Origin of the sequence: Commensalibacter communis, assembly GCF_947179015.1 — a bacterium.
Taxonomy (GTDB): domain Bacteria; phylum Pseudomonadota; class Alphaproteobacteria; order Acetobacterales; family Acetobacteraceae; genus Commensalibacter; species Commensalibacter communis.
On sequence record NZ_CAMXCM010000002.1, the window covers coordinates 324,625 to 349,459 of the forward strand.

The following is a 24,835-nucleotide window of genomic DNA, read 5'->3' on the forward strand; positions in this document are numbered from 1 at the left end:
GACGGATATTTAATTTAGATAAAGAAATGCGTTGAATATTGTAGAGTATTCATACAATGAATCACGGCAAAAATAAAAAAAGCCTTATATAAAATATAAGGCTTTCTTGATAAATAATAGCAGCAATATATTAAATATTAACACCAAAATTAGTGGCAACAGCACCTAGACCACCGCTATAGCCTTGACCGATGGCTTTGAATGACCATCCGCCATCTTTGCGATAAACTTCCGCAAAGATCATTGCTGTTTCCGTAGAGGCATCTTCGGAAAGGTCAAAACGAACGATCTCTGTTTTAGATTGTGCATTCACAAGGCGAACGAACGCGTTGGAAACCATACCAAAATTTTGTTTCCGTGCTTCAAAATCATAAATAGTCACAACAATCGCGATCTTTTCAATTTCAGCAGGCACTTTGGAAAGGGTAATTCTGATTTGCTCATCATCCCCATCGCCTTCGCCTGTTAAATTATCGCCTTGGTGTTCTACGGCACCATTAGCAACTTTCAGCTGACCATAAAAACAAAAGTCTGAATCATTGCGAACATGACCATTTTTATCTAATAAAAATGCAGAAGCATCCAGATCAAATGCTTTGCCATCTGTTGTTCTGGTGTCCCATCCTAACCCAACCAATGCGAACTCCAGAGACGCATCAGTTTTTGTTAAGCTGATATTTCCACCTTTTTGTAATGAAATAGCCATCTATATGTCCTTTCGTAAAATATAATAGATTATATTTTAACAATTATGTTTTATTTATGGTTTTATTTCACTAAAAAAAAAAAAAAAAAAAACTAAACATTAACGCCATAATTACGTGCCAATGGCCCTAAACCGCCATTATACCCTTGACCAACAGCTCTGAATGACCATCCACCGTCTTTGCGATAGATTTCGGCAAAGATCATTGCTGTTTCTGTGGATGCATCTTCTGAAAGGTCAAAACGAACAATTTCAGCACCAGATTTGTCATTTACAAGGCGTACATAAGCATTGGAGATCATGCCAAAATTTTGTTTACGTTCTTGGAATTCATGAATAGTCACGACAATAGCAACTTTTTCAATATCAGCAGGTAATTTTGATAGGGTAATTTTTATTTGTTCATCATCCCCATCGCCTTCGCCAGTAAGATTATCGCCTTGGTGTTCTACAGCACTGTTAGCGATATTTTTTTGATTATAAAAACAAAAATCATCATCACTACGAACACGACCATTAGCCGTTAATAAAAACGCAGAAGCATCTAAATCAAATGCTTTGCCGTCTGAAACTCGTGCATCCCAACCAAGCCCAATCAGAGCCAAGTCAAGTGTCGCATCGGTTTTGGTAAGGCTTAAATTAGCACCTTTTTGTAATGTAATAGCCATAAATAAATCTCCTTAGTTATTGCAAGTCAATTTAATCTTGTGATGCCTGTTCTGGATGTTTTTTATTCCATCGTATTGAGGAATAAAGCGCTAGCAGGATAAAGGCCGCACCAATTAATCCAGTCACGACTTCTGGGACTTCTTTACATACACTCACGAACATTAATCCTGATAAGGCAAGAATTGCCCAAAACGCACCATGCTCAAGGAAGCGATAACTGGAAAGTGTATCCAGTTCAACCAACATCACCGTTAAGGAACGAACAAACATTGCGCCAATTCCTAAGCCTAGTGCAATGACGAATAAGTTGGTGGATAATGCAAACGCACCAATAACGCCGTCAAAGCTGAATGAAGCGTCTAATACTTCAAGATATAGAAAAGCACCTAAGCCAGCTTTGGCAACGGTGGTAGATGCATCTTCTGAATCTAGTAATGTGCCAATGGCTTCAACAGCAATAAAGGTAATAATCCCGAAAATACCCGCAATAATAAAGGTCAATGCTTCTGAGGTAGTTAAGAATTTAGAAATTCCAAATAGAGCTAATAGAACAATAACAATCTCAATGGCTTCTAGCTTAGAGAATTTAGCAAGTTGCGTTTCAATGACAGAGATCCAATGTACATCTTTTTCGGCATCAAAAAAGAATTTTAATCCAACTAATGCAAGGAATGAGCCACCAAATCCCATAATTCCAACATGAGCACCTGATAAAATTTGTGCATATTGATCTGGATGTTTAATCGCCAGGTCAAGTGCAGAAATAGGGTCAAGATGAGCAGCAATGCCGACAATTAATAACGGGAAAACCAGTCTCATTCCAAAGACTGCAATTAAAATCCCCCATGTTAAGAAGCGGCGCTGCCACAAAGGATCCATGTCTTTTAAAACGGTTGCATTTACAACAGCATTATCAAAAGACAAGGAGACTTCCAACACACCTAAAATTGCACAAATAAAGACAGTCGATAATGCGCCTGTTACTGTGCCAGTTGCATTAAAACCAAGCGCGGCAGCTAAGCCAAGGCAAATAATTGTAAAGACAAAAGAGCCTTTAAAATATTTCATAAATAATAATCCACTATTAAATATTGATAGAAAATATTAGTCTTTGCGGGCGCCAACCCATTTCAGGAAAATATGAACACTATTGGCGAATTCTTCATGATCTTTAAAGTATTCCACCAATCGGCTCACTTTCATCTGCCCGTTAACGTTATCAATTAATGCGATGCCACACATGGTTCTATTGTTATGCCCCTCGGTCATTCTTACTTCTAAAGGAGGTTGATCGGGAACAGTTAGGGTAACGACACCGTTCGTTTCATTCCAGTTGGGAACACCATCATAAATATAGGCAAAAATTGCTATTCTTTCAATTTCGTCGAAGAATTTGCCATTTATCAGCAAGGTTTCGCCAGAATCAATATCGCCCGTTCTATCATCTCCTAAGAGTTTGATATAAGGCTTTTTGTTGAGATCACCAAAACGTTTTCCCAACGCTTGAACAACGCTTTTTTCACCATTTTTCAAGACATATAAACAACCAAGATCTAAGTCAATAGCTTTATTAGAGCTAATCTTGCCAAAGAAACCTTTTCTTGCAGAGGATCCTCGTGACCAATTTAAGTTGACCTTTATCTCTCCGAATGTAGGGGTTGTTTTGGTTAAACTGATTGATTGCTTTTGCTCTAAGGTAATCTTGTTCAGATTCAAACCCGGTGGCGTAGGTGATGAAGAAGGCGAGGGTGGCGATGTAGAGGTTGATGTAGGAGAAGCAATTTCCCCACCAAAATGAGTGATTAACGCTGCAAGCCCACCATCAAAACCTTGTCCAATTGCACCTAGTCGCCAAGTATCATGATATCGATATAATTCAATCATCATGACTGCTTTTTCTGTGGTTAAACCCTCTTTGGCATTATAAATTGCCGCTTGTTGCCCCACAGATACATCCAGCTTTTTTGCCTTACCAATAGCATGAATATCATGCGTAGCTGTAAAAATAATGCGCTCTATTGTGGTGGGTAAACGATCAATATCAATTGTAAAGATCGCTTTGCCCGTTTGCAGGTTAAGCGTAATGCTGTTATCGGGACTTTGTTGATTACTAAATAGAATCGTATAACGATCATCTTTAATCTTGCGGTCTTTATCTAAACTAAACGCAGCAATATCTATATCTGTTGGATAATAGTCAATTGTAATAAAAACTGAACCGTTTGGGATCAACTCTCTGACCGGTAGTTTTTGACCACGAGATAGTTGCATGATCGTTTCTTCCTTTCACAGGTCGAAGTCAGAAGGGTTCTCGCCTAATTCATTAATAATGGTTCTGACGGCTGTTTTTTCGTTATTATCAAAATTACCATCAGAATTGCCAATCATGATTGCGGCACGAATAATCAGACGGGCAATTTCACTATTTCCACGATGTTTGCTGATGATACGTAATGCCTCTGTTTTTCCAATTTCAAAGTCAAAGTCAAAACGGTCTGCATGTTCAGTAAAGACTTTGATGGCATTATCTGCACCATAAACGCTGATGAGGGGACTGTTCTTAACTAGGCCAATCATCTTGCGTTTTTCTTCTGGGTCAATATGACCGTCTGCAGCAGCAATATAAGCACATGCGGCCATGACTGAATTTAAAATATCTTTATTTTTAAATTTTTTAAATTCTTCTGTTAATCCTGAAAGGCGGTTTTTAAAGTCGTCAAAAAATCCCATTATTATTCTCCTTAACTAATTTTACGATATAATAATAAATATTATTCATTTTTAAAAGATAAATATATATTTTTTTTCATATGTTTTTGCGTTGATGAGGTGCTAAATGAACAGGAATATCATATTGTTGGTATATATCTTCTAAGCCATTTTGATAGGTTTCACCTATTGCACGAAACCGCCATGTTAAATCACGCCGATATATAGAAAATGCAACAATGGCTCTGCCATTGGTGTACTCTTTTAAGTCAAATAACGCATTATTAACACGAAAAAAAATATTTCCGACATTTTGGATATTGACCCTCATCATACCTGTTTTTTCCGCATGAATGATCGTGGTTAACGTATGAATAAAACAAGGGATAGCGGCCATATCTACAATTATTCTAAAACGATCGACTGCAAGTTTTGTAATGGATATACCTGCGATCGTATCTGTTGGCGTCCAGTTTTTCGGAACTTTATTGGAAGATTCAAATGGGATAACCATGATTTGTAGAGTGCCTTCAGGAATATTTTCAGGCTTTTCAACTTCTAAGTCAACAACTTGTTTGCGGTTCAATAAATCAAATCGTTGTCCTTTGATTATCATTTATAACCCTTTCAAGAGGTAACTCTTGTTAATAATAGATGGTTCAAATAGGCTATATCGGCACTCGCAGTCGACTAATTCCAAGTAATTCAATGATATTTTATTTATTTTCGAATGTTTAGGGTGTATTAATAATACAAATTGAAAGAGATTTAAATGGAAGATTACTTTTTATTAAAAAATTTAACCCATGCCGTTACTGCATGGATAGTCGGTATTATTTTAGCTTTTACTGATCTTGTTTATATAGTGATGCATATATATGTCGCAGGATACTCTCTGGTAATTCCTACGATCCTTATGGTTATAGGAATTATCTTAATTGTTTGGTCGAGCTATCGCATTGCAGTGATGGGTCGTGAAAATGATTAATCGTTTACTACGGTTTATTGTTTCATTGCCTTGGCCCAAATATTTTGCTGTTCCAAGGTCACAGGAAGTTCGGTTTTGGTAATATCGACTCCTTGCCATCCTGCGCCCAAGGCTGTGAACAAATTAACCGCATCCTGAAAACGATCTAAAATAGCAACAGCCTCCGCATTATTTGCTGTGGTTGCTGTTCTTTGTGCGGTCAGAACATCTAAATATCCCGTTAATCCAGCTTTATAGAGTTTTTGTGCGCGCTGTAACGCCAATTGGCTGCTGAGTTTTGATTTATGTAACAGTTCAACATGCTCGGCGTCGTCTCCCCAAGCAGCAATAATGTCTTCTATTTCTTTCAACGCATTCAGAATAGTTTGGCGATATTGTAGTCGAGCTGCCTCGGCATCGGCTTCTGCACCTTTGACTTGTGCGCTTAGACGACCACCATGTAATCCAGGAATAGACATATTGATAAAGCTGCTGGATACCAAGCTGGCAATATTGGCCATTTGGCTTGTAAAAGAAGTTGTTGGCATCGCGCTGAGATCAATTGTGAATTGAGGATATAGCTCGGCGACGGCAATGCCAATATTTGCGGTTGCCATGGCATATTGGCGTTCTGCCATTCGCACATCAGGTCGATTGGCCAGTGCGATAGAAGGAATAGAAGGGGGATATGCTGGTAAATCAGGTTGTGGTTTTTCTTCTTTTAACAAATTTTCGGTGGTGCCTGGCACTTGACCAATAAGGACGTCGATTGCATGAGTAATTTGTGTAATATTTGTTTTAATTGGCTCTCTTGCTGCGCGTTGCGTTTCCAATTCTGCTTGCGCTTGTGCAGTGCTAAGGGTTGTGCCTGTGCCTTCTAAATATTGCTTTTGAGTTAAGTTAAAAACATACTGAGCAATCGCAACGTTTTCATCAGCAATTCTGAGACGCAGCTGCATATTTCGTAATGTCACATAGTTATTGGCCAATTGCGATAACATGGTCAGCAATACAGAACGTCGTTCTTCAATAGAATATTTAACAGCTTCTTCTTGAGATTGAACCATGCGCCGAATTTGACCAAACGCATCAATTTGCCAACTGAGCGTTGCGCCATAACGACGAATAGCAGCATTATTTGCATTTCCATTCTGTGCAATGGTTTGTGACGTTGTATAAGACGTGGTTTGATATCCATATCCTGCGGAGCCATCTAATTGAGGGTACCAATTAGATGCATTTTTATCTCTTAACGCTTGTGCGGATAGGATACGCTGACCAGCTACTTTGAGGTCATAATTGTTGTTAATGGCTTCTTCAACTAAGTGATTTAACAACGGATCATTAAACTGTTCCCACCAGCGTTTCATATCATTGGTGGCTTGAGCGATTTGCTCGGCAGTGGCAGGTTTTTTCCAAACTTTCTCTGTCCATTGATCTGGTATTTTCATATGATCTCGATGGAAATCAGGACCGACGGTACAGGATGCTAATCCGCATAGCAGAACAATCGGTGTTGTATAACGAAGAAAATGTTTATACATGAAATTGTTCCTTATAGGTGGTTTTGCAGCCATGAAGCCAAGAGACCTCTGCGCCCTTTGGTTTCTGGGCCAATACTGACAGTTGCTGTCATCCCAGCAGATAGATGGATGGTGTCAGGAACGTGGTCAATATGGATTCGAACGGGGATACGTTGGGCTAGTCTGACCCAAGTAAAGATAGGATTAACATTTTGTAATCCAAATGCATCTGCGTCCGCATTGGCATCATTAATACCCCGTGCAATACTCACGACGTGTCCAGGTAATATTTGTTTGTATCCCATTAATTTAATGCGCGCGACATCGCCAACATGAATACCCCACATTTTTGTTTCTTCGAAATATCCATACACCCAAAAGGAGTCAGCATCGATAACGGATAAATAAGATTGCCCCGTGCTGACATAATCCCCAACACGTAAGTTCAGGTTAGTTACATAACCATTAACAGGAGAATATAAAATGGATCGTTGCATATTCAATTTAGCTTCGTCTAGTGCTGCTTTGGCACTATCGACGCTGGCCTGAGCGGTGGCAACTTTGGTGTTATAATCTTCTTTTTCTTCCGTAGATACAATGCCCTCTAATCCCTTTCGGCGCAGGGCATTACGACGCTGTAGTGTCAAATTGGCTTCAGCATTTTCTAAACTTGCTTGGGCTTGTTGAATAGCAATTCTGAACCGTGCAGGATCAATAATAAATAAAGGTTCGCCCTTACGAACATATTGATTGTCTTTGACAGGAATTTGCACCACAGTTCCGGAAACTTCGGGGGCAATTTTAACGACGTAAACGCGAACTCTACCATCGCGCGTCCACGGCGCGATCATATAGGTATCCCATAACGTTACCCCCAGAATAATGGCAACGATAACAACAATGAGTGTTAAACTAATACGAATAATATTGCTAAGAGAGAACATGGTGCAGGGTCAAAACTTATGTGGAAATAAAGGGGGTTATAGGTAAAGAATAAGTAAACATAAAACACAAAAATATAAGGCTACTTCAAACAAAGCAAGGTGCCAAAACATTTTTATTAATCCTGTTCGCCATAAAATAGAACGTATAATCGTCGTAACGATCAAGGCAAGTAATGTATATACAACAAAGGGGGCAATAAAGATGCCAAAAAAATTAAATTCCGCGATCATTTTATTGTAACTAACAGGGTATTGTTATCAGTTTTCAAAGTGTAAATAGACAGAAAAAATAGAGACAATCTATTTATGCTAAATACGAGGAGAAAGTAAAATAAGTGTATATTAAAAGAAAATATACACAATAATTTATATATTATTTTCATCTTTTTCAGTAAAGATAAAAAAAAGCTTTGTTTTATTATGTATATAAGATCAAAAAGAAGCATCATCGAGTCATTTTAATATATATCTATTTTCGAAATTTTTGGTAACAGATATATGTTCCGTTATTTAAATATACTTAATGCGAATAAGTCTTTGTGTGATTGCAGTCAAGAAGTTTTCAATATTTTGTTCATAATTTGTTTATTGTTTGGTTAAAACTAGCCACTCATCAAAAATGTCATCTAAGGAAACGGTTGGTTGTTGAAAAGAATTGGTTTCTTCTTTGACGATTGTTTCTTGCATTATTTGTTTGGGATCAGCGGATGGAAAAGAAAGAAAAGAGGGATGTTGTAACAAAGAGTTAATTAACTTGATTCGTTGTGTGGGAATGGTTGCAGGAATACTAAACACAATTGGGTTTTCAATTGTGTTTTTATATTGGTATTGGAAATGTGATAATGGATATTGTTTTTGAAATGCACTGATACTGAGGATCGAGCCACTTGTCATTAACACTTGATTTTTATGTAATAAAAAATTGGCTTCATTAGGTGTTGTCCACCAAACAATATAAGGCCGAAGTTGGTTTAGCTTTTTAAAAGCCCGTAAGATTCCAGCAGGTGTAGATAAAACCTCTGTTACTTCATCAAAAGGAACATCGTCAGCAAGTAATGCAATTGATAATGCGCTAAATGCATCTTTTTGTAATCCTCTTTTTCCTGGGTATTGTGTAATATTCCAGAAATCTTTCCAAGTGGGGTTAAAATGAACTTTGTCAGTGTCCCATGCCAATGTAATGTGATCTGTAATCGTTTGAAAATTACATTGTTTGTCATTTGATGACAGTAAATCCTCAGGAAACGCAATCAGTAAGCCAAGATTGCATGCTTGTTCAGCTATTTTTTCGTTTAATAATAAAATATCAACGGGGCTTTTATTTTGAGATAGGGCTTTTTGTAGCGTAGAAAGATGGCCATCCCATGTTATTATACGGTATTTTTGTGAATATTTCTTTAAATAAAGTTGATAGCCGTTCAATATACCAATATTTATTTTGTTCTCTTTAGGATGGGCAAAGCAGAAGGGCGGTATTGAAATTATTGAAAATAAAAAAAATAAGAAGATAAATTTAGGTGAATACATATAAATTATTAAACATTGCATTAAAGTAACTTATTTTACTATAAATTGTTTAGTTTAAGATGTAAAATAGTTTATATGTTAAAAAGCAACATAATTATTCTCTGGGTAAAATAATAGTTATTAAAAATTAAAAGAACATTTATTTTTTATGTATAAATAATTGTATTTTAAATATATGATATTTTATATTAGAGGGTTAATATATTGTAAATTGAGTGATTAACTTTGGCTGGAAACAATTTTATTAAGGAAAACGGAAATGTTTTTTAGAAAAAAAGATAAGAAAAAGGCTGCAGAACTTCAAAAAAATGCCCAAGATGAAATCGTATCTTTAAAAAAACAAGTCGAAGATTTGTTAAACGATCGCGTAACGCCAGCAATCGTGCAAGCTGCGGATAAAGCGGATCAGGTTGTTCATAATACAAAAGAAATAACCGATCATCAAATGAAACAGGTTTCTGATAAAGTGCAATCTAAACCTTTAATTGCTATTGTTCTATCTATCGTCATTGGGTATTTATTAGGTAGAGTTATTCGTTAATTTTATCATAATATAGAAAGTGATTTAAAAACTCATGAAGATTGCTGAGTATGGTAAGGCCGCAGTTGATGCTGAGGTTATGCTTCTTAAGAAAAAGTCAGTCAGAATTACCAAGCAAGTTGTTTTATGCTTGGTTGGTGCTCTTTTTGGTTTATTTACTTTGATTTCAATTCATGCTGTTTTAGCTGCGTTGTGCTGGAATATTTTGCAGACAGGGGCTTTGGGAACAGCATTGATTATTCTGGTGTTTGATATTGTTTGTATGCTGTTGTTATTTTTATGTGCATTTAAACAAAGGGTCAGCACAGAGGAAATCGAAGCAAAAATCATTCGTAATTACAATCTAAAGGAATTACGAAATTCATTGGCTATTACTGCGTTAATTGGTACGCTAAGTGGGCCTTTGGGCAGCTATTTGCGTGGCTTTTTTTGGCAGTTTATAAAAAAAATATTTAAAAGAAATTGATTACTACATACAATACTGATGGTTGACTGTGGTTTTGAAGTTAACCATCAATAATATTTTATTGTTATTTATATTAAGTTATAATTTTTTTTATTTTCAACTTATGGTAGTTATATAACTATGAACTATCTGGAGTAGATATTATGCATGTTCTTCTTATGGGTGAAACGTTTTTTTCTGAACATGAGTTTTATCAGGAGTTGAAAGCGACAGGATTCTCAATTGATCGTGTTGGCTATGATCCACAAATATTATCAGCGTCTCAGTTCTATGATTATGATATGATTATTGTCGAATTGGATCAGCTGGATAAACAATTCTTCTCCACGATCAAATTATTAAGGTCAATTAACGAGCAATTGCCAATTATTATTGTTTCAAAAAAAGATGATGTTGATATGAAAATACAAGCATTCCAAGCTGGTATAGATGATTACGTGATGATCCCTTTTGCAATGCCAGAATTATTGGCGCGGTGTAAGGCTGTTTTGAGACGATCTAATAAGGTTATTGCAGATCGCGTTATTCAAGTTGGGCAATTAAAAATTAATTTAGAAACACGCGAGGTGTTTGTAAATGGAAAACCTGTAAATCTAACAGGTAAAGAATACGCTATCTTAGAGATGTTAGTATTAAGGCGAGATGTTTTAATCAGTAAAATCACAATTTTAAATGATTTATATGCCGGTAGTAGTGATGAGCCAGACATGAAAATTATCGATGTTTTTGTATGTAAGTTAAGAAAAAAATTGCAAAAAGCTGGCGCTGGGGATTTGATTTCAACGATGTGGGGACAAGGTTATATTTTTCGTCAACCAAGCCCCCTTGCGACAGAGCGCGAGCATGCAATATAATTGCGTTAGGCTGTAAACTGCTCCGTTACGATTCTTTCTGATAACTCATGTCCTGGATTAAATAGAATTTCAGATTTGATTGTTTTATTTTCTTTTACAAAAACTTTGGTTACATCTCTTATTTCAGTAAAGTCAGCTACTGCTGCGATCGGTCGCTTTTGCTCTTCAATCGTTAAGAATTGAATAGAAGTGCTAGATGGTAATAGGGCGCCTTTCCATCTGCGTGGGCGAAATGGGCAAATGGGTGTCAGTGGTAACAATCCAGAATTAAGCGGAACAATGGGGCCGTGAGCTGATAGATTATAAGCTGTTGATCCTGCTGGTGTTGAAACAATAATACCGTCACAGATCAGCTCTGATAGTCTGATTTCATCATTCGTGATAATTTGAATTTTTGCAGCTTGTCTCGTTTGTCGATATAGAAAAATATCATTAAACGCCAAGGCGGTGTGCGTTTTACCATCGGCAGTATATGCAGTCATTGATAAAGGATGAAGGTATGTAGGTTGCGCTTGATGTAAAATAGAAGGTAGATCTTTTTCCAATGTTACCTTTGGATTCGTTAAAAAACCAACAGAGCCAAAATTAATGCTGTAAATTGGAATGTGATAGTTCAAATAGTTATGTAATGTTTCCAACATAAACCCGTCACCACCAATACAGATGATAACCTCAGCTTCATTGATGTCAGAATTGCCATATTTATCAATAAGGTTCTTTTTATATTGGGTAGCTTTTGAGCTTGGTATAGAAACAAAATGTAATTTTTGTGGAGGATTCGTTGGTGGCCACATAATATTCCCAATAATTTAGAGTATACTTAAACATTTATATATAAGAACAGATTGAAAAAACGATTCTGCGAAATATATATATTTCATCTTACTAGAATTTAAAAATAATCATAGATGATTAGACTAATTTAGTCCTTTTTTTTGAAAGAATAGAATACAAATGATATGATTGTTGTTGGATAAAGTTTATATTTAATCATTATTTTATACTGCGCTCTATTGTATAATTGATAATATGTGATAAGTATATATGTGTATCGTTTTAAATAGAAATGCAACTTATAGTTTTAATTTTCTAGTATTGAGAAGTAAGTAAAATTTACACAAGTATGAATTTTATCTTTTTTCGATTTATTACATTAAATAACAATTCCTATACTTGAATTTATTTTTTTATGCTGCTAGGTATTGTTGCGGTTGATATTTAATTTTAATAAAAAAATATTTTTTTAGTAATATTTTTCATTTACAGAGTAAGTATTTTATGACGACCAATCAAAAACCTTTGGAAATAGATTCAAAAGAGAATAATTCTGAATCAGTTGGTATAGATCAAAGAGTAGGAAGCCGTATTCGCTTAAGAAGAAGGTTATTAGGATACTCTCAAGAGAAGCTTGCATTGGCGTTGGGACTTTCTTTTCAACAAGTGCAAAAATACGAAAAAGGAAGTAACCGTGTTGGCGCATCTAGACTTTTTGATATCGCAGAAATTTTACAAGTGCCTATTAATTTCTTTTTTGACGAACATTTAAACCCTTTTTACATAGAGGAAAATGTATCTTTAGCAAATTCAAAAACCACTTCTGCAGTTCAAGCACGAGATGTTCATGCAGCGTTGAATGAAGATAATATAGCACAGGCATCTTTAGCGACCGTAAGTGATGATATTTTTGATTTGATGACCAGTAAAGAAACGATGAACCTGTTGAAAGCTTATTACGCAATTCTAGATCCAGAAGTTCGCCAAAAATTGCTGCATTTAATTTGCGCAATGAGTGAAAGCAGCAAATAAAACAGAAATATTATTTATTCCCGACGTAAGATTTTGTCGGTTATAAAAGAGAATAGTTTTTTATGTCGGAACTCTTTTCTTAAAATATCTTCATGATACTCTTGTTGTAACCATTTTAAGAAATCTATTTTTCCTTTTGTTTGCTGAAAGTAATAGACAAAGAATTGGTCAAGTATGCCTGTTTTGGCTTGCTTAAAATGTCCAAATTTCCAAGATAGCTCTCCCATAGCATCTTCTAGGGTGTAATTTTCAAACAATTTAATCAATGCAGATACAAGTCCTGCACGATCAGCACCCGATTTACAATGAATCAATATTGGAAAATCAAGTCTTGGATATAATTGTGCAAGGTTTAAAATCCGATCTTTATGAGGCGCTCCACGACTTTCAAACGGCATGTCGTGTAAAGTAATTCCTAATTCTTTTGCTGTCTGTCGAGAAAGCGCATCAGATCCACAATCCCGTTTTCCACGTAGATTTATAATTGTTTTAATATGATATTTTTGAACAAGTTTACGCAAACGTCCTGGTGTAGGATGATTACAGCGATAAACTTTATTGGGAATAACGATGTGAAAATTAGTCCACACTAATCTAAATATGGAGTGGTCAATAAATAGGCTATCTATCCATGCCTTATAACGGTCAGATGGACGGGAGAGTGACGGATCAAAAGATATTTTCTTGCTCATGATCCATCACTACCTGATTTACATTTTACGTTCAACCTGTAAATGTTTTAGCTCAGCAATTGCTTTGGCAGGATTTAATCCTTTTGGACATGTTTGAGTACAGTTCATAATTGTACGACATGCATATAAACGCATTGAATCTTCAAGTTCGCCCAAACGTTCCCCAGCAGATTCGTCACGACTATCGGAAACCCAACGCATTGCAGCAAGTAAAACTGCTGGACCAAGATATTTGTCTCCATTCCACCAATAAGATGGGCAGGAGGTTGAACAGCAAAAACAAAGGATACATTCATAAAGACCGTCTAGCTTTTTACGCTCTTCGACACTTTGTAAGCGCTCTTTGTCAGGAGGAGGAGGCGTATCTGATTTTAACCAAGGTTCTACTTCACGTAGTTGCGCATATGGCCCGCTGAGGTCAGGAATCAAATCTTTGACGACAGGCATATGCGGTAATGGATAAATCGGCACATCTGAATTAATATCTTTAATATATTTCAAACATGCCAGCGTATTATGTCCATCAATATTCATCGCACATGAACCGCACACCCCTTCACGACAAGAACGACGGAAAGAAAGGGTAGGGTCAATTTCATTCTTGATATAGATCAAAGCATCCAAAACCATTGGACCAATTTTATCTAAATCAATTTCATAAGTATCAATGACAGGGTTACGGTTATCATCGGGACTCCAACGATAGATTTTAAACCGTTTTACATTTTTTGCATCAGGAGCGGCATGAAATGTTTTCCCAACTCCGACGCGGCTATTTTGAGGTAATCTAAATTCAACCATAATTTTAACCTTTTCTTTCTCTTAATATACGCGTTTTTTTGGTGGGAAAGTTTGAATCTCATCTGTCAATGTATTCATGTGCACTGGACGATAATCCAAAGACACTTCACCTTTGTCATTAAGGAAAGAAACTGTATGTTTTAACCAATCTTTATCATCACGTTCTGGATAATCATCATGCGCATGTGCGCCACGGCTTTCCTTGCGTGCCTCAGCACTGACCATAGAAACTGTTGCATTTGCAAGAAGGTTTTCGAATTCTAATGCTTCCATCAAATCTGTATTCCAAATCAACGATTCATCAGCAACAGAAATATCAGCAAGCTCTGGCCAAAGTTTTTCGATCTTGGTAACACCATCTTTAAGGTTTTGATTATTACGGAAAACAGCAGCATGACGTTGCATTGTGCGTTGTAATGAATCACGCATTTGTGCAACTCTGATATTGCCTTTTGCATATCTTAATTTGTCTAGACGAGCAATGGCATCCTCGCCAGCACCTGCTGGTAATGGAGCAATGGCATCATGTGGTTTTAAGGTTTCTTGTGCACGTAATGCAGCCGCACGACCAAAGACGATCAAATCAAGCAAAGAGTTGGTTCCAAGACGGTTTGCACCATGAACAGACACACAAGCTGCTTCACCCACAGCCATTAGACCAGGAACGGTTGCATCAGGGTTTTCTTTAGTTGGACGAATCACTTCGGCATGAATATTGGTTGGAATACCACCCATATTATAATGAACGGTTGGTAATACAGGAACAGGGTCTTTGGTGACATCAACACCAGCAAAGACTCTGGAGGTTTCAACAATACTAGGGAGGCGTTCATGCAAGATATCTGCACCCAGATGTTCCAGATGTAACATAATATGGTCTTTGTTTGGACCACATCCGCGTCCTTCGTTAATTTCAACAATCATTGCACGAGAAACAACGTCACGAGAAGCAAGGTCTTTGGCATGAGGGGCATAACGTTCCATGAAACGTTCACCTTCAGAGTTAGTTAAATATCCACCTTCACCACGACAGCCTTCGGTTAGCAAGCACCCTGCTGGGAAAATACCTGTTGGATGGAATTGAACGAATTCCATATCTTGGGTTGGAATGCCAGCACGCATGGCCATTGCATTGCCATCACCCGTACATGTGTGGGCTGAAGTACAAGATTGGAATGCTCTACCATATCCGCCAGTTGCAAGAACCACTAAGTTCGCACGGAAACGGTGCATTGTGCCATCATCAAGACACCAAGCCATAACCCCTTTACATGCACCTTTGTCATCCATAATCAAATCGAGTGCAAAATATTCGATAAAGAATTCCACGTCATGCTTAAGGCTTTGTTGATACAAAGTATGTAAAATAGCATGGCCCGTTCTGTCAGCAGCAGCACAAGCACGTTGAACAGGTTCTTTACCAAAATCACTCATATGTCCACCAAATGGACGTTGATAGATTTTTCCATCTTCGGTACGAGTAAATGGCACGCCCATATGTTCTAATTCATAAACAGCAGGGACGGCTTCACGGCATAGATATTCAATAGCGTCTTGGTCGCCTAACCAATCTGATCCCTTAATGGTATCATACATATGCCATTGCCATTTATCTTCGGCCATATTTCCCAAAGATGCAGCAATACCGCCTTGGGCTGCAGTTGTGTGGCTGCGTGTAGGAAAGACTTTGGTGATACAAGCCGTTTTTAAGCCAGCGGCACCCATACCCAATGTTGCACGAAGTCCAGAGCCACCAGCGCCAACAACAATAACATCATATGCATGATCGACAATGCGATAACTGCGTTGTGAAGGTAAGGTTATGGTATTCATTATTTAATATATCCTGTTTCTTTTATTTCTTGATTATTTTTTAGCTGGAGCGAGAGCAATTTTTAAAATGGAAATAACAGATAGCAGCCCTAAAAAGAATGTTCCGCCTTTGATGATTAAATCAAGGATTGTTTTGTTTTTACCACGAGAATAATCGCTGGTAATGACTTGTAATCCCATTTGCATATGATGAAAGGTTAGAATCATCAAAGAGAGTAATAAGACGGTATTGACTGGTTTTCCAGCCCATTGCACGACATCTTTGTGGTCTGCGTCACCCAGTCTCAGCATTTGAACGATAAACCAAATAGATAAAGGTGCAGTGCCAATAGCGGTTAATCGTTCGGCTTTCCAATGTTCAACGATATGATGACCAGCACCTAATTGACGCATACGACCAAGGTTAGAACGTAAAATAGTAGGGTGATCTAAAGGGGTTGTCACTTGTAGTTTCTCCTGAGAGCTTGATGATAAATTACAAAATTATCGGTGATTATTCATTATATAATTCAGAATTTATTATTTTTTCTTTTTACCTAGTTTTTTGCCAATAATAATTGTCCATAAACCAAGGGTTAGGGCAGAGATACTGATCATATCGATCTTACTATCTTGATTTATTTCTTCTTTTTCCAAGCGTTTTGCGGTGCTATCCCAAACTAAATGACGTATCCCGCGAATAAAATGAAGAAAGAATGAAGCAGAAAAACCAAATAAAACAAGCTGTCCAGGGAAACTGCCTGTTACTTTTTGAACTTTTTTAAACGATTTTGGACCTTTTGCTGCTGATGCAAGCCAAGCAACCATGATGGCTGATCCAAAAGATAACGCCGCCCCAGTAATACGATTTAAAATAGATAAGGACATCGAAGGGATAGGTTTATAAACTTGCAAATGTGGTGACATAGGTCGTTTTTTAAGAGAACCATCACTGGTATGGCCGACATAAAAAGTTTCGCGTATATCCGACATAATTATTTCCTAATGTATCATTTTCGGCATAGTGCCAAGTAAATTACTTAGGTCATAACCTATACCCCGTTATTCAATAGGTCTAGTCAATTTATTAGGAGAAATGGGTTATTTGAGTAAAAAATATAATAGTTTTTGTGTATTTAACGCATCCCTAATAGGTTACTCATGATTCTTGTAAATGAATAAGTTGTATAGCGGTGTAAATCGGTTTAGATGGCTTATGATGAAGTCTATTGATTGTACATAAATGATGGTGGGTTAAATGAAATAAAAAATATTGACAGGGTTTCTTGTTTTAATCGGCGTAGTGTATAGTATCATTGGTTTTGCGCAAGCTATGCCAGAGAAAATAATACAAGGGCCTTTTAAAACAGCTTTATATCCGAATGGAAAAATATATTTTACCAGAGAGGATGAAGATGAAAACGCGGCCGTTCAAACATGTCATCCAATATCTTTCTTCTTAGAGAAAAATCAAAATAACTTACAACAGAAAGACAAGATTGATTTTTATGAAGTGGATGGAGAATGTCCAGAAATAAAATCTGTCTTTTTTGGTAATATTCATAATAAAAAATATATTTTTGTTATGGTTATTCGGAATTCTAACCATCCTGGAGCTGGTATGGATGGTGATTTCTATCAAATATATGCTTATACCAAAAATAAGGAAGGAATATTGTCACTTGATCGGATTATTTCAGGTGATGGTAATTTATCAGGGTTTGATGGCGGTCGAGATTGTAAAAGTTATGCAAATCCTGATGGCAATGATGATTGCTATGTCAATTATAAGTATAAAACTGCTGCAGATGTAAAGAAATATTTAAAGCAGAAATATCATTAAATATATAAAAGAATTTTTAATAATTTGGAAACAGAAGAATGGATTTTTATACAGGAAAACCTGACCGGGCTATCAAGCATTACGGGGTTATTCACTATACTTATCAAACGTCTCAAGCAGCGGGTTTTGCCAAAGTATTTACGAATATGTTGCGTTATACGACTGACATAGAGCAGCAATCTGATGAAGATGCGTTATTGGCCATTGAAAATCTGGTTTTAGAAAAGCAACCCAATGCGAATGTGATCTATGATATGAATGTATCTATGGTGCATATTCCTATACAGGGAAGCTATTGTATTATTACAAAAATATTTGCCAGTTATGCTGCTTATCAAGATGTATGGTAACTAATAAAAAAGGCGAGAGAATTCTCTCGCCTTATACCTATCTCATCTGATACTCAGAATTACTTCTGAGAAACCAAATTTTGTTCAACCATAGACTCAGCGATTTGCACTGTGTTTAATGCAGCACCTTTACGTAAATTGTCGGATACGCACCAGAATGCCAAACCATTAGGTACCGTTGGATCAATACGTAATCTGGAAACATAGGAAGCATCTTCACCAGCAGCTTCGATTTGGGTGACATAGCCTTCATCTTGGCGTTCATCATATAAAATTACACCATCTGCGTTACGTAATGCTTTACGAGCTTTTTCTAAATCAACGGGACGTTCGCATTCAATTGTGATGGCTTCACCATGTCCAATGAAAACGGGAACCCGAACACAAGTCGCAACCACAGCAATATCTGGATCAAGGATTTTTTTGGTTTCAACGGTCATTTTCCATTCTTCTTTGGTAAAACCATCATCCATAAATTTATCAATATGAGGAATACAGTTAAATGCAATTTGTTTAGTAAAATTGCCTCGTGTAATGCTTTCGCCAATTAAAGAAGATTTGGTTTGGGTAAAGAGTTCGTCCATGCCTTTTTTACCAGCCCCACCCGTTGCTTGATACGTTGAAACAACGACTCTTTTAATTTTAAAAAGTTCATGCAATGGCTTTAAGGCGACAACCATTTGAATGGTGGAACAATTAGGATTCGCAATGATGTTACGTTTTGCTTTTTTAAGAGCGTCTGGATTAACCTCTGGTACGACCAATGGAACATCGGGTTCCATACGGAAATAAGAGGTATTATCCACCACGATACATCCTGCTTCAGCGGCTTTGGGTGCATAAATTGCAGAAACAGATGCTCCGGCAGAGGCCAATACAAAATCCCATCCGTTAAAGTCAAATGTTTCAAGATTTTGAATTTTCAGAACTTTTTTTTCACCAAAAGAAATTTCTTTACCAGCAGAGCGTGGAGATGCTAATGCTGCGATATCCTTAATTGGAAAATCCCGTTCAGCAAGAATTTTTAAAATTTCTCTGCCAACAGCCCCTGTTGCGCCCATAACTGCTACGCGATAGCCCATAGTTCTTATATCCTTGAATAGGTTCGTAAATCTTAAAAACTATAGTTTACCTGTTTATTTTTGGATGTAAACGCACGAAAATAAAAAACTATTAAAAGAGATCACGATTGCACGAGATGGACAAAAATAACTATGAATTTTAATTTATGTCTTTAAAAAAGAATATATAAAATTATAGTAATCTTTTAGGATTGGTTAGAAGAGTTAAATATGAATTTGCCCAGTAATGTTTATCAGGCAAGAGTAAAGGCGGGAACCTTAAAACAAGATGATGCGCAACAAAAGATCGTTTTGTTATTGGACCAACTATGTAGATCATTAGAAAACTATCAACCTGTTGTGCATTCTGCTGGTGGTATGTTTGGCACTTTAAAGAGTTTATGGAAAAAACCAGAACAGCCTCCACGTGGATTGTACTTAGTGGGTTCTGTTGGACGGGGAAAGTCAATGTTGATGGATCTGTTTTATGAACAGGTTCCCGTGCAACATAAAATCAGAACACATTTTCATATTTTTATGCAAGAAACGTATAAAAGATTTCATGTTTTAAAACAGCAATCAGGTAAAGGAGGAGATCCTATTCCTGATTTAGCCAAAGAGTTGGCTCAAAAAGCATGGCTACTTTGTTTTGATGAATTTCAAGTGAACGATATTGCGGATGCAGTTTTATTAGGGCGTTTATTTGAACAGCTCTTTGCATTGGGTGTTGTGGTTGTGGCGACTTCAAATGTTAATATCTCAAGTCTTTTTCAGAATAGACCTGGGGCGGATGCATTTAAACCGTTCATCAAGATATTATCGCAGCAAATGCAAGAGGTTGAGTTAAATGCTGCTCAGGATTATCGTTTGGGCCGTCCAGAGGATGAAAAACGCTGGTTGGTTCCTTGTAATGCAGAAAGTAAAGAGCGTTTAGATCATATCTTTTTACGTGAATCTAAAGCACAGCCTATCAAAGAAGAAGCATTAACAGTTATGGGAAGATCCTTGCGTATTCCTTGTGCAGCAGGCGATGTTACGCGTTTTTCATTTACAGACCTTTGTGATGTTAATTTAGGTGTCGGGGATTATCTGGCATTAGCACAAAGGTTTAAAACGATCATTTTAGACGATATTCCACGATTTAATCCTGATAATATGAATGTAATCGAACGTTTTACGATGTTAATAGATGTATTATATGAACAAAATGTCAAGTTATATGCTTCGGCAGCAGCAGAGTTTGACGAAATTTATCGTAAAGAAGATCGCAGAGCTTTCTTTGAGCGTACAATTTCACGTTTAAATGAAATGCAAGGGCAAAATTGGGGTAATGCAAAGCGCATTATGTAAATAATGTTGTTTTAATATTTAAGAGATACAGCAATTACTTAAAACAAAAGGTAAGGAAGAAATATAAGATGGCGATAAATGATCATATTGCAAGTGTGTTCAGCGGATCAAATAGTGCCTATCTTGCTGATTTATATGCACAATGGGTCGAAAACCCAGAGAGTGTTGACTCTTCATTTTCAGAATTATTTACAGCATTAAATGATGCACGACATATTGTTGCCAAAGATGCTAGAGGGGCATCTTGGGCTCCGCGCCCTTTAACAGATATTGTTATCGAGACAGACGAAAAAACGCCGTCTCCTTCTAAAGGAGATAAGATTTCCAAAGAACAACTTTATAGTGCTGCAAATGACAGTATTCGGGCTATACAGTTAATTAATGCTTATCGGACTTTGGGTCATCAATATGCACAACTTGACCCTTTACAACTGAGCCACAGAATTTTGGTTGCAGAGCTGGATCCAGAAACCTATGGATTTACGGCGCAAGATATCGACCGTCCTATTTTTATTGGAAAAAATATCGCTTCGTTTTTGCCACAAGAAATACATTCAATACGAGAGATCATTGCAGGGCTTCATAAAGTCTATTGTCGTTCTATTGCTTGGGAATATATGTATCTACAAGACAATAAGCAACGCCAATGGCTGATGCAAAAAATAGAAAATTTAAACACTGTCAGTTTGCAAAATGATGATAAAAAACGACTTTTACAACAATTAACAGAAGCCGTTGGGTTCGAAGCGTTTTGTTCAAAACGATATGTTGGTGTAAAACGTTTTGGTCTTGATGGGGGCGAAGTCACTATTCCAGCACTACATGCTGTGATTAGACACGCTGTTACTCAATATGACGTAAAATCGATCAGCATGGGAATGGCGCATCGTGGACGGTTAAATGTTTTAACAAATGTTGTTGGTAAGCCCTTTGTTGCTTTATTTCACGAATTTGCGGGTGGCTCTTATAAACCTGATGGAATTCCTGGTGCTGCGGATGTTAAATATCACCTTGGATATCGCAAGCAAGTCGAAGTTGAAGGGAAATCTGTTGAACTGTCGATGGCTTTTAATCCTTCTCACTTAGAAGCGGTGGGTGCTGTTGTCGAAGGACAGGTTCGTGCAGAGCAAGATCGGGATGGTCAGAAACATTTGGCTGTTCTTTTGCATGGGGATGCAGCGTTTGCTGGACAAGGTGTGGTTTATGAAATTCTAGCAATGTCACAATTGCCTGCGTATGAAACGGGCGGAACCATTCATATTGTCACCAATAATCAAATTGGTTTTACAACATCACCAGATTTAGCGTTTTCTGGATATTATGGCACCGATGTCGCCAAAGTTGCACGAGCACCGATTGTTCATGTGAATGGAGATGATCCAGAGGCTGTTGTTAAAGTGATGCAGCTTGCTGTAGAATTTAGAGAACAGTTTGCAACGGATATTGTGGTTGATTTGGTTTGTTATCGTCGTAATGGTCATAATGAGACGGATGAACCTGCATTTACGCAACCCTTAATGTATAATGTGATTCGTAAGCATGATACGATCTACAAAATTTACGCTGATAAACTTGCTAATGAGGGTGTGATTACTTCTGGTGAGAGTGAAGCTCATTGGAATACATTCCAAGAATATTTGCAAGCTAGCTATAATGCCTCTCAAGATTTTCGTGTGAATACGATGGAGTGGGTTAATGCGGATTGGCATCAAATGAAGCTCAGAGGACAAGAGCGCCAAGAAGCAATTACAGCTATTTCGATGGGTGTAGCTCAGAAAGTTGGCAAAGCATTATCGTCTTATGCTGATGGGTTTAATTGTCATCCTAAGCTAACCCGCCAATTGGAAGCAAAGGCACAAATGTTTTCATCAGGTGAGAATATTGATTGGGCAACGGGTGAGGCTTTGGCTTTTGGCAGTTTATTATTAGAAAATTATCCTGTTCGCTTGTCAGGTCAAGATTGTCAAAGAGGCACATTCAGTCATCGTAATGCTGTTTTATTTGACCAAAAAACACAACAACCTTATGTTTTGTTAAATCATATTCAGCCAGAACAGGCAAAAATTGATATTTATAATTCATTTTTATCTGAGTTTGCAGTGCTTGGATTTGAATATGGGTATAGTTGCACAAATCTAAACGCTTTAGTTTTATGGGAAGCTCAGTTTGGTGATTTTGCAAATGGGGCTCAGATTATTATCGATCAATTTATCAGCGCAGGCGAGAGTAAATGGTTGCAAATGTCTGGTCTGGTTATGTTGTTACCACATTCTCAGGAGGGACAAGGCGCAGAACATTCTTCAGCAAGATTGGAACGTTTTTTACAACTTTGTGCTGATGAGAATATGCAGGTTTGTAACTTAACAACACCAGCTAATTATTTTCATGCGTTACGCCGTCAGTTGAAGCGTAATTATCGCCAGCCTTTGGTTATTATGTCTCCTAAATCTTTATTAAGACATAAATTGGCACAGTCTCCTTTATCGGCATTTATTGATGAAACAAAATTCCTTCCTGTGATTGATGAGGTTGATTCTGCTGTTATCAAAGAGAAAATCAAACGTGTCGTACTATGCTCGGGTAAAGTTTATTATGATTTATGGGCACGTCGTCTTGAGTTGCGGTGTGAATTACAATCAGAGCAAGTCGCTTTGGTTCGTATGGAGCAACTTTATCCATTTCCAGCGCAAGAATTATCAACGATATTATCACAATATCCAAACGCAGAGATCATTTGGTGTCAAGAAGAGCCAGAGAATATGGGGGCGTGGAATTTTGTTGATCGTAAAATTGAAAAATGTTTACGAGAAATAAAACATTCAAACCCATTTGTGCAATATGCGGGACGTTTGGCTGCTGCCAGCCCAGCCTCAGGCTTATCTTCTGTATATAAATCAGAGCAAGAAGGTTTGGTGGATCAGGCGCTAGGTCATAAAAAAGCTTAAATTTATTACGATAAAAATAGAGAGAAAAAGAGTAAGAAAGTAGTCATTATGTCAGTAGAAATAAAAGTACCACAACTTGGAGAAAGTATTTCCGTTGCAACGATTGCAAAATGGTTAAAGCAACCTGGTGAATATGTAGAAATCGATGAAGCGATTGTTGAGCTGGAAACTGATAAGGTCAGTGTCGAAGTCGCAGCCTCTCAAGCAGGTGCTTTGGGAAATCATTTCGTCAATGAAGGGGACGAGGTTGAGGTCGGTGCGATATTGACAACAATTGAAGAAGGTGGCGCAAAGGCTGCATCAGCACCCGTTGCAAAAGCACCAAAGGCAGAAGAAGCTATTAAAGCTGCTGCACCTGTTTCTTCAACGGCTGAATCCCATCAACCTATGCCTGCAGCTCGTAAAATGATGGATGAAAAACAAATTTCTGCGTCTCAAATCGGTCAAGGCTCAGGAAAAGACGGTCGTATTACACGTGAAGATGTTGTGAATTTTGTGACGGGTGCAGGCTCTAAACCAACAGCTTCTGTGCCAGCACGTCAAGATGATCCTCGTGAAGAACGTGTCAAAATGACTCGCTTGCGTCGTACGATTGCACGACGTTTAAAAGATGCTCAAGAAACTGCTGCCATGCTAACCACTTTTAATGAAGTTGATATGTCGGCAGTGATGAAATTGCGTAGTGAATATAAAGATGCATTTAATAAAAAATACGAAGATGCACGCTTAGGGTTTATGTCTTTTTTCGTCAAAGCAACTGTTTCTGCTTTACAAGAATTTCCAGCAATTAATGCGCAAATTGATGGCGAAGATGTTATTTATCGTCATTTTGTGAATATGGGGATTGCCGTGGGTGGTCCAAATGGATTGGTCGTTCCTGTTTTACGTGATGCGGATCAAATGAGCTTTGCTGAGATTGAGGGAAGTATTATTGGTTTTGCCAAAAAAGCTAAGAATAATCAATTAAAGATAGATGATTTGTCAGGTGGAACTTTTTCTATTACCAACGGTGGAATTTATGGTTCTTTGATGTCCACACCAATTTTAAATATGCCGCAATCAGGTATTTTGGGGATGCATGCTATCAAAGAACGCCCCATTGCTGAAAATGGTCAGGTTGTTATTCGGCCAATGATGTATCTGGCATTATCTTACGATCATCGTATTGTTGATGGCAAAGAAGCAGTTAGCTTCTTGGTTCATATTAAAGATAGAATTGAACATCCAGAACGTTTATTATTAGGCGTTTAATTTTTAACTGACTTGATG

Annotated in this window: 27 protein-coding genes; 10 read left to right on the forward strand and 17 right to left on the reverse strand. The window is 37.3% G+C overall.

The features are described 5' to 3' along the window. Positions 1 to 130: 130 nt before the first annotated feature. From PQG54_RS06295 to PQG54_RS06320, 6 genes are all read right to left on the reverse strand, one after another. Complete coding sequence (locus PQG54_RS06295) at positions 131 to 706, reverse strand: TerD family protein (protein ID WP_271789626.1); 576 nt, start codon at positions 704 to 706, stop codon at positions 131 to 133. 92 nt (positions 707 to 798) lie between these two features. Continuing rightward, on the reverse strand, positions 799 to 1,374 hold the full coding sequence (locus PQG54_RS06300) for a TerD family protein (protein WP_271789625.1): 576 nt from the start codon (positions 1,372 to 1,374) through the stop codon (positions 799 to 801). 31 nt (positions 1,375 to 1,405) lie between these two features. Then, positions 1,406 to 2,443, reverse strand: coding sequence for a DUF475 domain-containing protein (locus PQG54_RS06305; RefSeq protein ID WP_271789624.1), 1,038 nt, complete (start codon positions 2,441 to 2,443; stop codon positions 1,406 to 1,408). Between the two features lie 36 nt (positions 2,444 to 2,479). After that, positions 2,480 to 3,646, reverse strand: coding sequence for a TerD family protein (locus tag PQG54_RS06310; protein ID WP_271789623.1), 1,167 nt, complete (start codon positions 3,644 to 3,646; stop codon positions 2,480 to 2,482). 15 nt (positions 3,647 to 3,661) lie between these two features. Beyond that, the gene (locus PQG54_RS06315) at positions 3,662 to 4,105 is read right to left on the reverse strand and encodes a tellurite resistance TerB family protein (protein WP_271789622.1); all 444 of its coding nucleotides are present in this window, start codon (positions 4,103 to 4,105) and stop codon (positions 3,662 to 3,664) included. Between the two features lie 76 nt (positions 4,106 to 4,181). Then, positions 4,182 to 4,700 carry a TerD family protein gene (locus tag PQG54_RS06320; protein WP_271789621.1) on the reverse strand — a complete coding sequence of 173 codons (519 nt, stop codon included), beginning with the start codon at positions 4,698 to 4,700 and terminating at the stop codon, positions 4,182 to 4,184. A 156-nt stretch (positions 4,701 to 4,856) separates the two neighbouring features. Between PQG54_RS06320 and PQG54_RS06325 the strand changes: the two genes are divergently transcribed. Next, the gene (locus PQG54_RS06325; RefSeq protein ID WP_271789620.1) at positions 4,857 to 5,072 is read left to right on the forward strand and encodes a hypothetical protein; all 216 of its coding nucleotides are present in this window, start codon (positions 4,857 to 4,859) and stop codon (positions 5,070 to 5,072) included. Between the two features lie 14 nt (positions 5,073 to 5,086). Here the strand turns inward: PQG54_RS06325 and PQG54_RS06330 are convergent, their stop codons facing one another. The 4 genes from PQG54_RS06330 to PQG54_RS06345 form a co-directional block, all read right to left on the reverse strand. Continuing rightward, positions 5,087 to 6,595, reverse strand: coding sequence for an efflux transporter outer membrane subunit (locus PQG54_RS06330; RefSeq protein WP_271789619.1), 1,509 nt, complete (start codon positions 6,593 to 6,595; stop codon positions 5,087 to 5,089). A gap of 11 nt (positions 6,596 to 6,606) precedes the next feature. Further along, entirely contained in the window at positions 6,607 to 7,518 is a 912-nt protein-coding gene (locus PQG54_RS06335; RefSeq protein WP_271789618.1) for an efflux RND transporter periplasmic adaptor subunit, read from the reverse strand. A 36-nt stretch (positions 7,519 to 7,554) separates the two neighbouring features. After that, complete coding sequence (locus tag PQG54_RS06340; protein WP_271789617.1) at positions 7,555 to 7,749, reverse strand: DUF1656 domain-containing protein; 195 nt, start codon at positions 7,747 to 7,749, stop codon at positions 7,555 to 7,557. 354 nt (positions 7,750 to 8,103) lie between these two features. After that, entirely contained in the window at positions 8,104 to 8,940 is an 837-nt protein-coding gene (locus PQG54_RS06345; RefSeq protein ID WP_271789616.1) for an extracellular solute-binding protein, read from the reverse strand. 364 nt (positions 8,941 to 9,304) lie between these two features. Here PQG54_RS06345 and PQG54_RS06350 point away from each other — a divergent pair, with 364 nt between their 5' ends. From PQG54_RS06350 to PQG54_RS06360, 3 genes are all read left to right on the forward strand, one after another. Beyond that, positions 9,305 to 9,586: a hypothetical protein gene (locus tag PQG54_RS06350; RefSeq protein ID WP_271789615.1), complete on the forward strand. Its 282-nt coding sequence runs from the start codon at positions 9,305 to 9,307 to the stop codon at positions 9,584 to 9,586. A 34-nt stretch (positions 9,587 to 9,620) separates the two neighbouring features. Further along, positions 9,621 to 10,052: a hypothetical protein gene (locus tag PQG54_RS06355; RefSeq protein ID WP_271789614.1), complete on the forward strand. Its 432-nt coding sequence runs from the start codon at positions 9,621 to 9,623 to the stop codon at positions 10,050 to 10,052. A 143-nt stretch (positions 10,053 to 10,195) separates the two neighbouring features. Further along, entirely contained in the window at positions 10,196 to 10,906 is a 711-nt protein-coding gene (locus PQG54_RS06360) for a response regulator transcription factor (protein WP_271789613.1), read from the forward strand. 5 nt (positions 10,907 to 10,911) lie between these two features. On the opposite strand, the gene PQG54_RS06365 is transcribed toward PQG54_RS06360, so the two are convergent. Further along, on the reverse strand, positions 10,912 to 11,700 hold the full coding sequence (locus PQG54_RS06365) for an NAD kinase (protein WP_271789612.1): 789 nt from the start codon (positions 11,698 to 11,700) through the stop codon (positions 10,912 to 10,914). Between the two features lie 484 nt (positions 11,701 to 12,184). Here PQG54_RS06365 and PQG54_RS06370 point away from each other — a divergent pair, with 484 nt between their 5' ends. Continuing rightward, entirely contained in the window at positions 12,185 to 12,712 is a 528-nt protein-coding gene (locus tag PQG54_RS06370) for a helix-turn-helix domain-containing protein (protein WP_271789611.1), read from the forward strand. A 14-nt stretch (positions 12,713 to 12,726) separates the two neighbouring features. Here the strand turns inward: PQG54_RS06370 and PQG54_RS06375 are convergent, their stop codons facing one another. From PQG54_RS06375 to sdhC, 5 genes are all read right to left on the reverse strand, one after another. Next, positions 12,727 to 13,404, reverse strand: a complete 678-nt coding sequence (locus tag PQG54_RS06375) for a fused DSP-PTPase phosphatase/NAD kinase-like protein (RefSeq protein WP_271789610.1) — start codon at positions 13,402 to 13,404, stop codon at positions 12,727 to 12,729. 18 nt (positions 13,405 to 13,422) lie between these two features. Beyond that, a complete protein-coding gene (locus PQG54_RS06380; protein ID WP_271789609.1) occupies positions 13,423 to 14,205 on the reverse strand; it encodes a succinate dehydrogenase iron-sulfur subunit in 783 nt (260 codons plus the stop codon). Positions 14,206 to 14,226: 21 nt separating this feature from the next. After that, on the reverse strand, positions 14,227 to 16,038 hold the full coding sequence (gene sdhA / locus PQG54_RS06385) for a succinate dehydrogenase flavoprotein subunit (RefSeq protein WP_271789608.1): 1,812 nt from the start codon (positions 16,036 to 16,038) through the stop codon (positions 14,227 to 14,229). A 33-nt stretch (positions 16,039 to 16,071) separates the two neighbouring features. Beyond that, positions 16,072 to 16,482 carry a succinate dehydrogenase, hydrophobic membrane anchor protein gene (gene sdhD, locus PQG54_RS06390; RefSeq protein ID WP_340163346.1) on the reverse strand — a complete coding sequence of 137 codons (411 nt, stop codon included), beginning with the start codon at positions 16,480 to 16,482 and terminating at the stop codon, positions 16,072 to 16,074. Between the two features lie 75 nt (positions 16,483 to 16,557). Beyond that, the gene (sdhC, locus tag PQG54_RS06395) at positions 16,558 to 17,010 is read right to left on the reverse strand and encodes a succinate dehydrogenase, cytochrome b556 subunit (RefSeq protein ID WP_271789607.1); all 453 of its coding nucleotides are present in this window, start codon (positions 17,008 to 17,010) and stop codon (positions 16,558 to 16,560) included. A gap of 280 nt (positions 17,011 to 17,290) precedes the next feature. On the opposite strand from sdhC, the gene PQG54_RS06400 reads away from it, so the two are divergent. Then, the gene (locus tag PQG54_RS06400; protein ID WP_271789606.1) at positions 17,291 to 17,860 is read left to right on the forward strand and encodes a hypothetical protein; all 570 of its coding nucleotides are present in this window, start codon (positions 17,291 to 17,293) and stop codon (positions 17,858 to 17,860) included. A gap of 38 nt (positions 17,861 to 17,898) precedes the next feature. After that, positions 17,899 to 18,210, forward strand: coding sequence for a hypothetical protein (locus PQG54_RS06405; protein WP_271789605.1), 312 nt, complete (start codon positions 17,899 to 17,901; stop codon positions 18,208 to 18,210). A gap of 59 nt (positions 18,211 to 18,269) precedes the next feature. Here the strand turns inward: PQG54_RS06405 and PQG54_RS06410 are convergent, their stop codons facing one another. Then, positions 18,270 to 19,292 carry an aspartate-semialdehyde dehydrogenase gene (locus tag PQG54_RS06410; RefSeq protein WP_271789604.1) on the reverse strand — a complete coding sequence of 341 codons (1,023 nt, stop codon included), beginning with the start codon at positions 19,290 to 19,292 and terminating at the stop codon, positions 18,270 to 18,272. A 210-nt stretch (positions 19,293 to 19,502) separates the two neighbouring features. Between PQG54_RS06410 and zapE the strand changes: the two genes are divergently transcribed. From zapE to odhB, 3 genes are all read left to right on the forward strand, one after another. Next, positions 19,503 to 20,621: a cell division protein ZapE gene (zapE, locus tag PQG54_RS06415; RefSeq protein ID WP_271789603.1), complete on the forward strand. Its 1,119-nt coding sequence runs from the start codon at positions 19,503 to 19,505 to the stop codon at positions 20,619 to 20,621. Between the two features lie 68 nt (positions 20,622 to 20,689). Further along, a complete protein-coding gene (locus PQG54_RS06420) occupies positions 20,690 to 23,566 on the forward strand; it encodes a 2-oxoglutarate dehydrogenase E1 component (RefSeq protein ID WP_271789602.1) in 2,877 nt (958 codons plus the stop codon). A 48-nt stretch (positions 23,567 to 23,614) separates the two neighbouring features. Continuing rightward, positions 23,615 to 24,817 (forward strand): 2-oxoglutarate dehydrogenase complex dihydrolipoyllysine-residue succinyltransferase, encoded by a 1,203-nt coding sequence (gene odhB, locus PQG54_RS06425; protein ID WP_271789601.1) that lies wholly within the window; start codon positions 23,615 to 23,617, stop codon positions 24,815 to 24,817. Positions 24,818 to 24,835 lie beyond the last annotated feature (18 nt).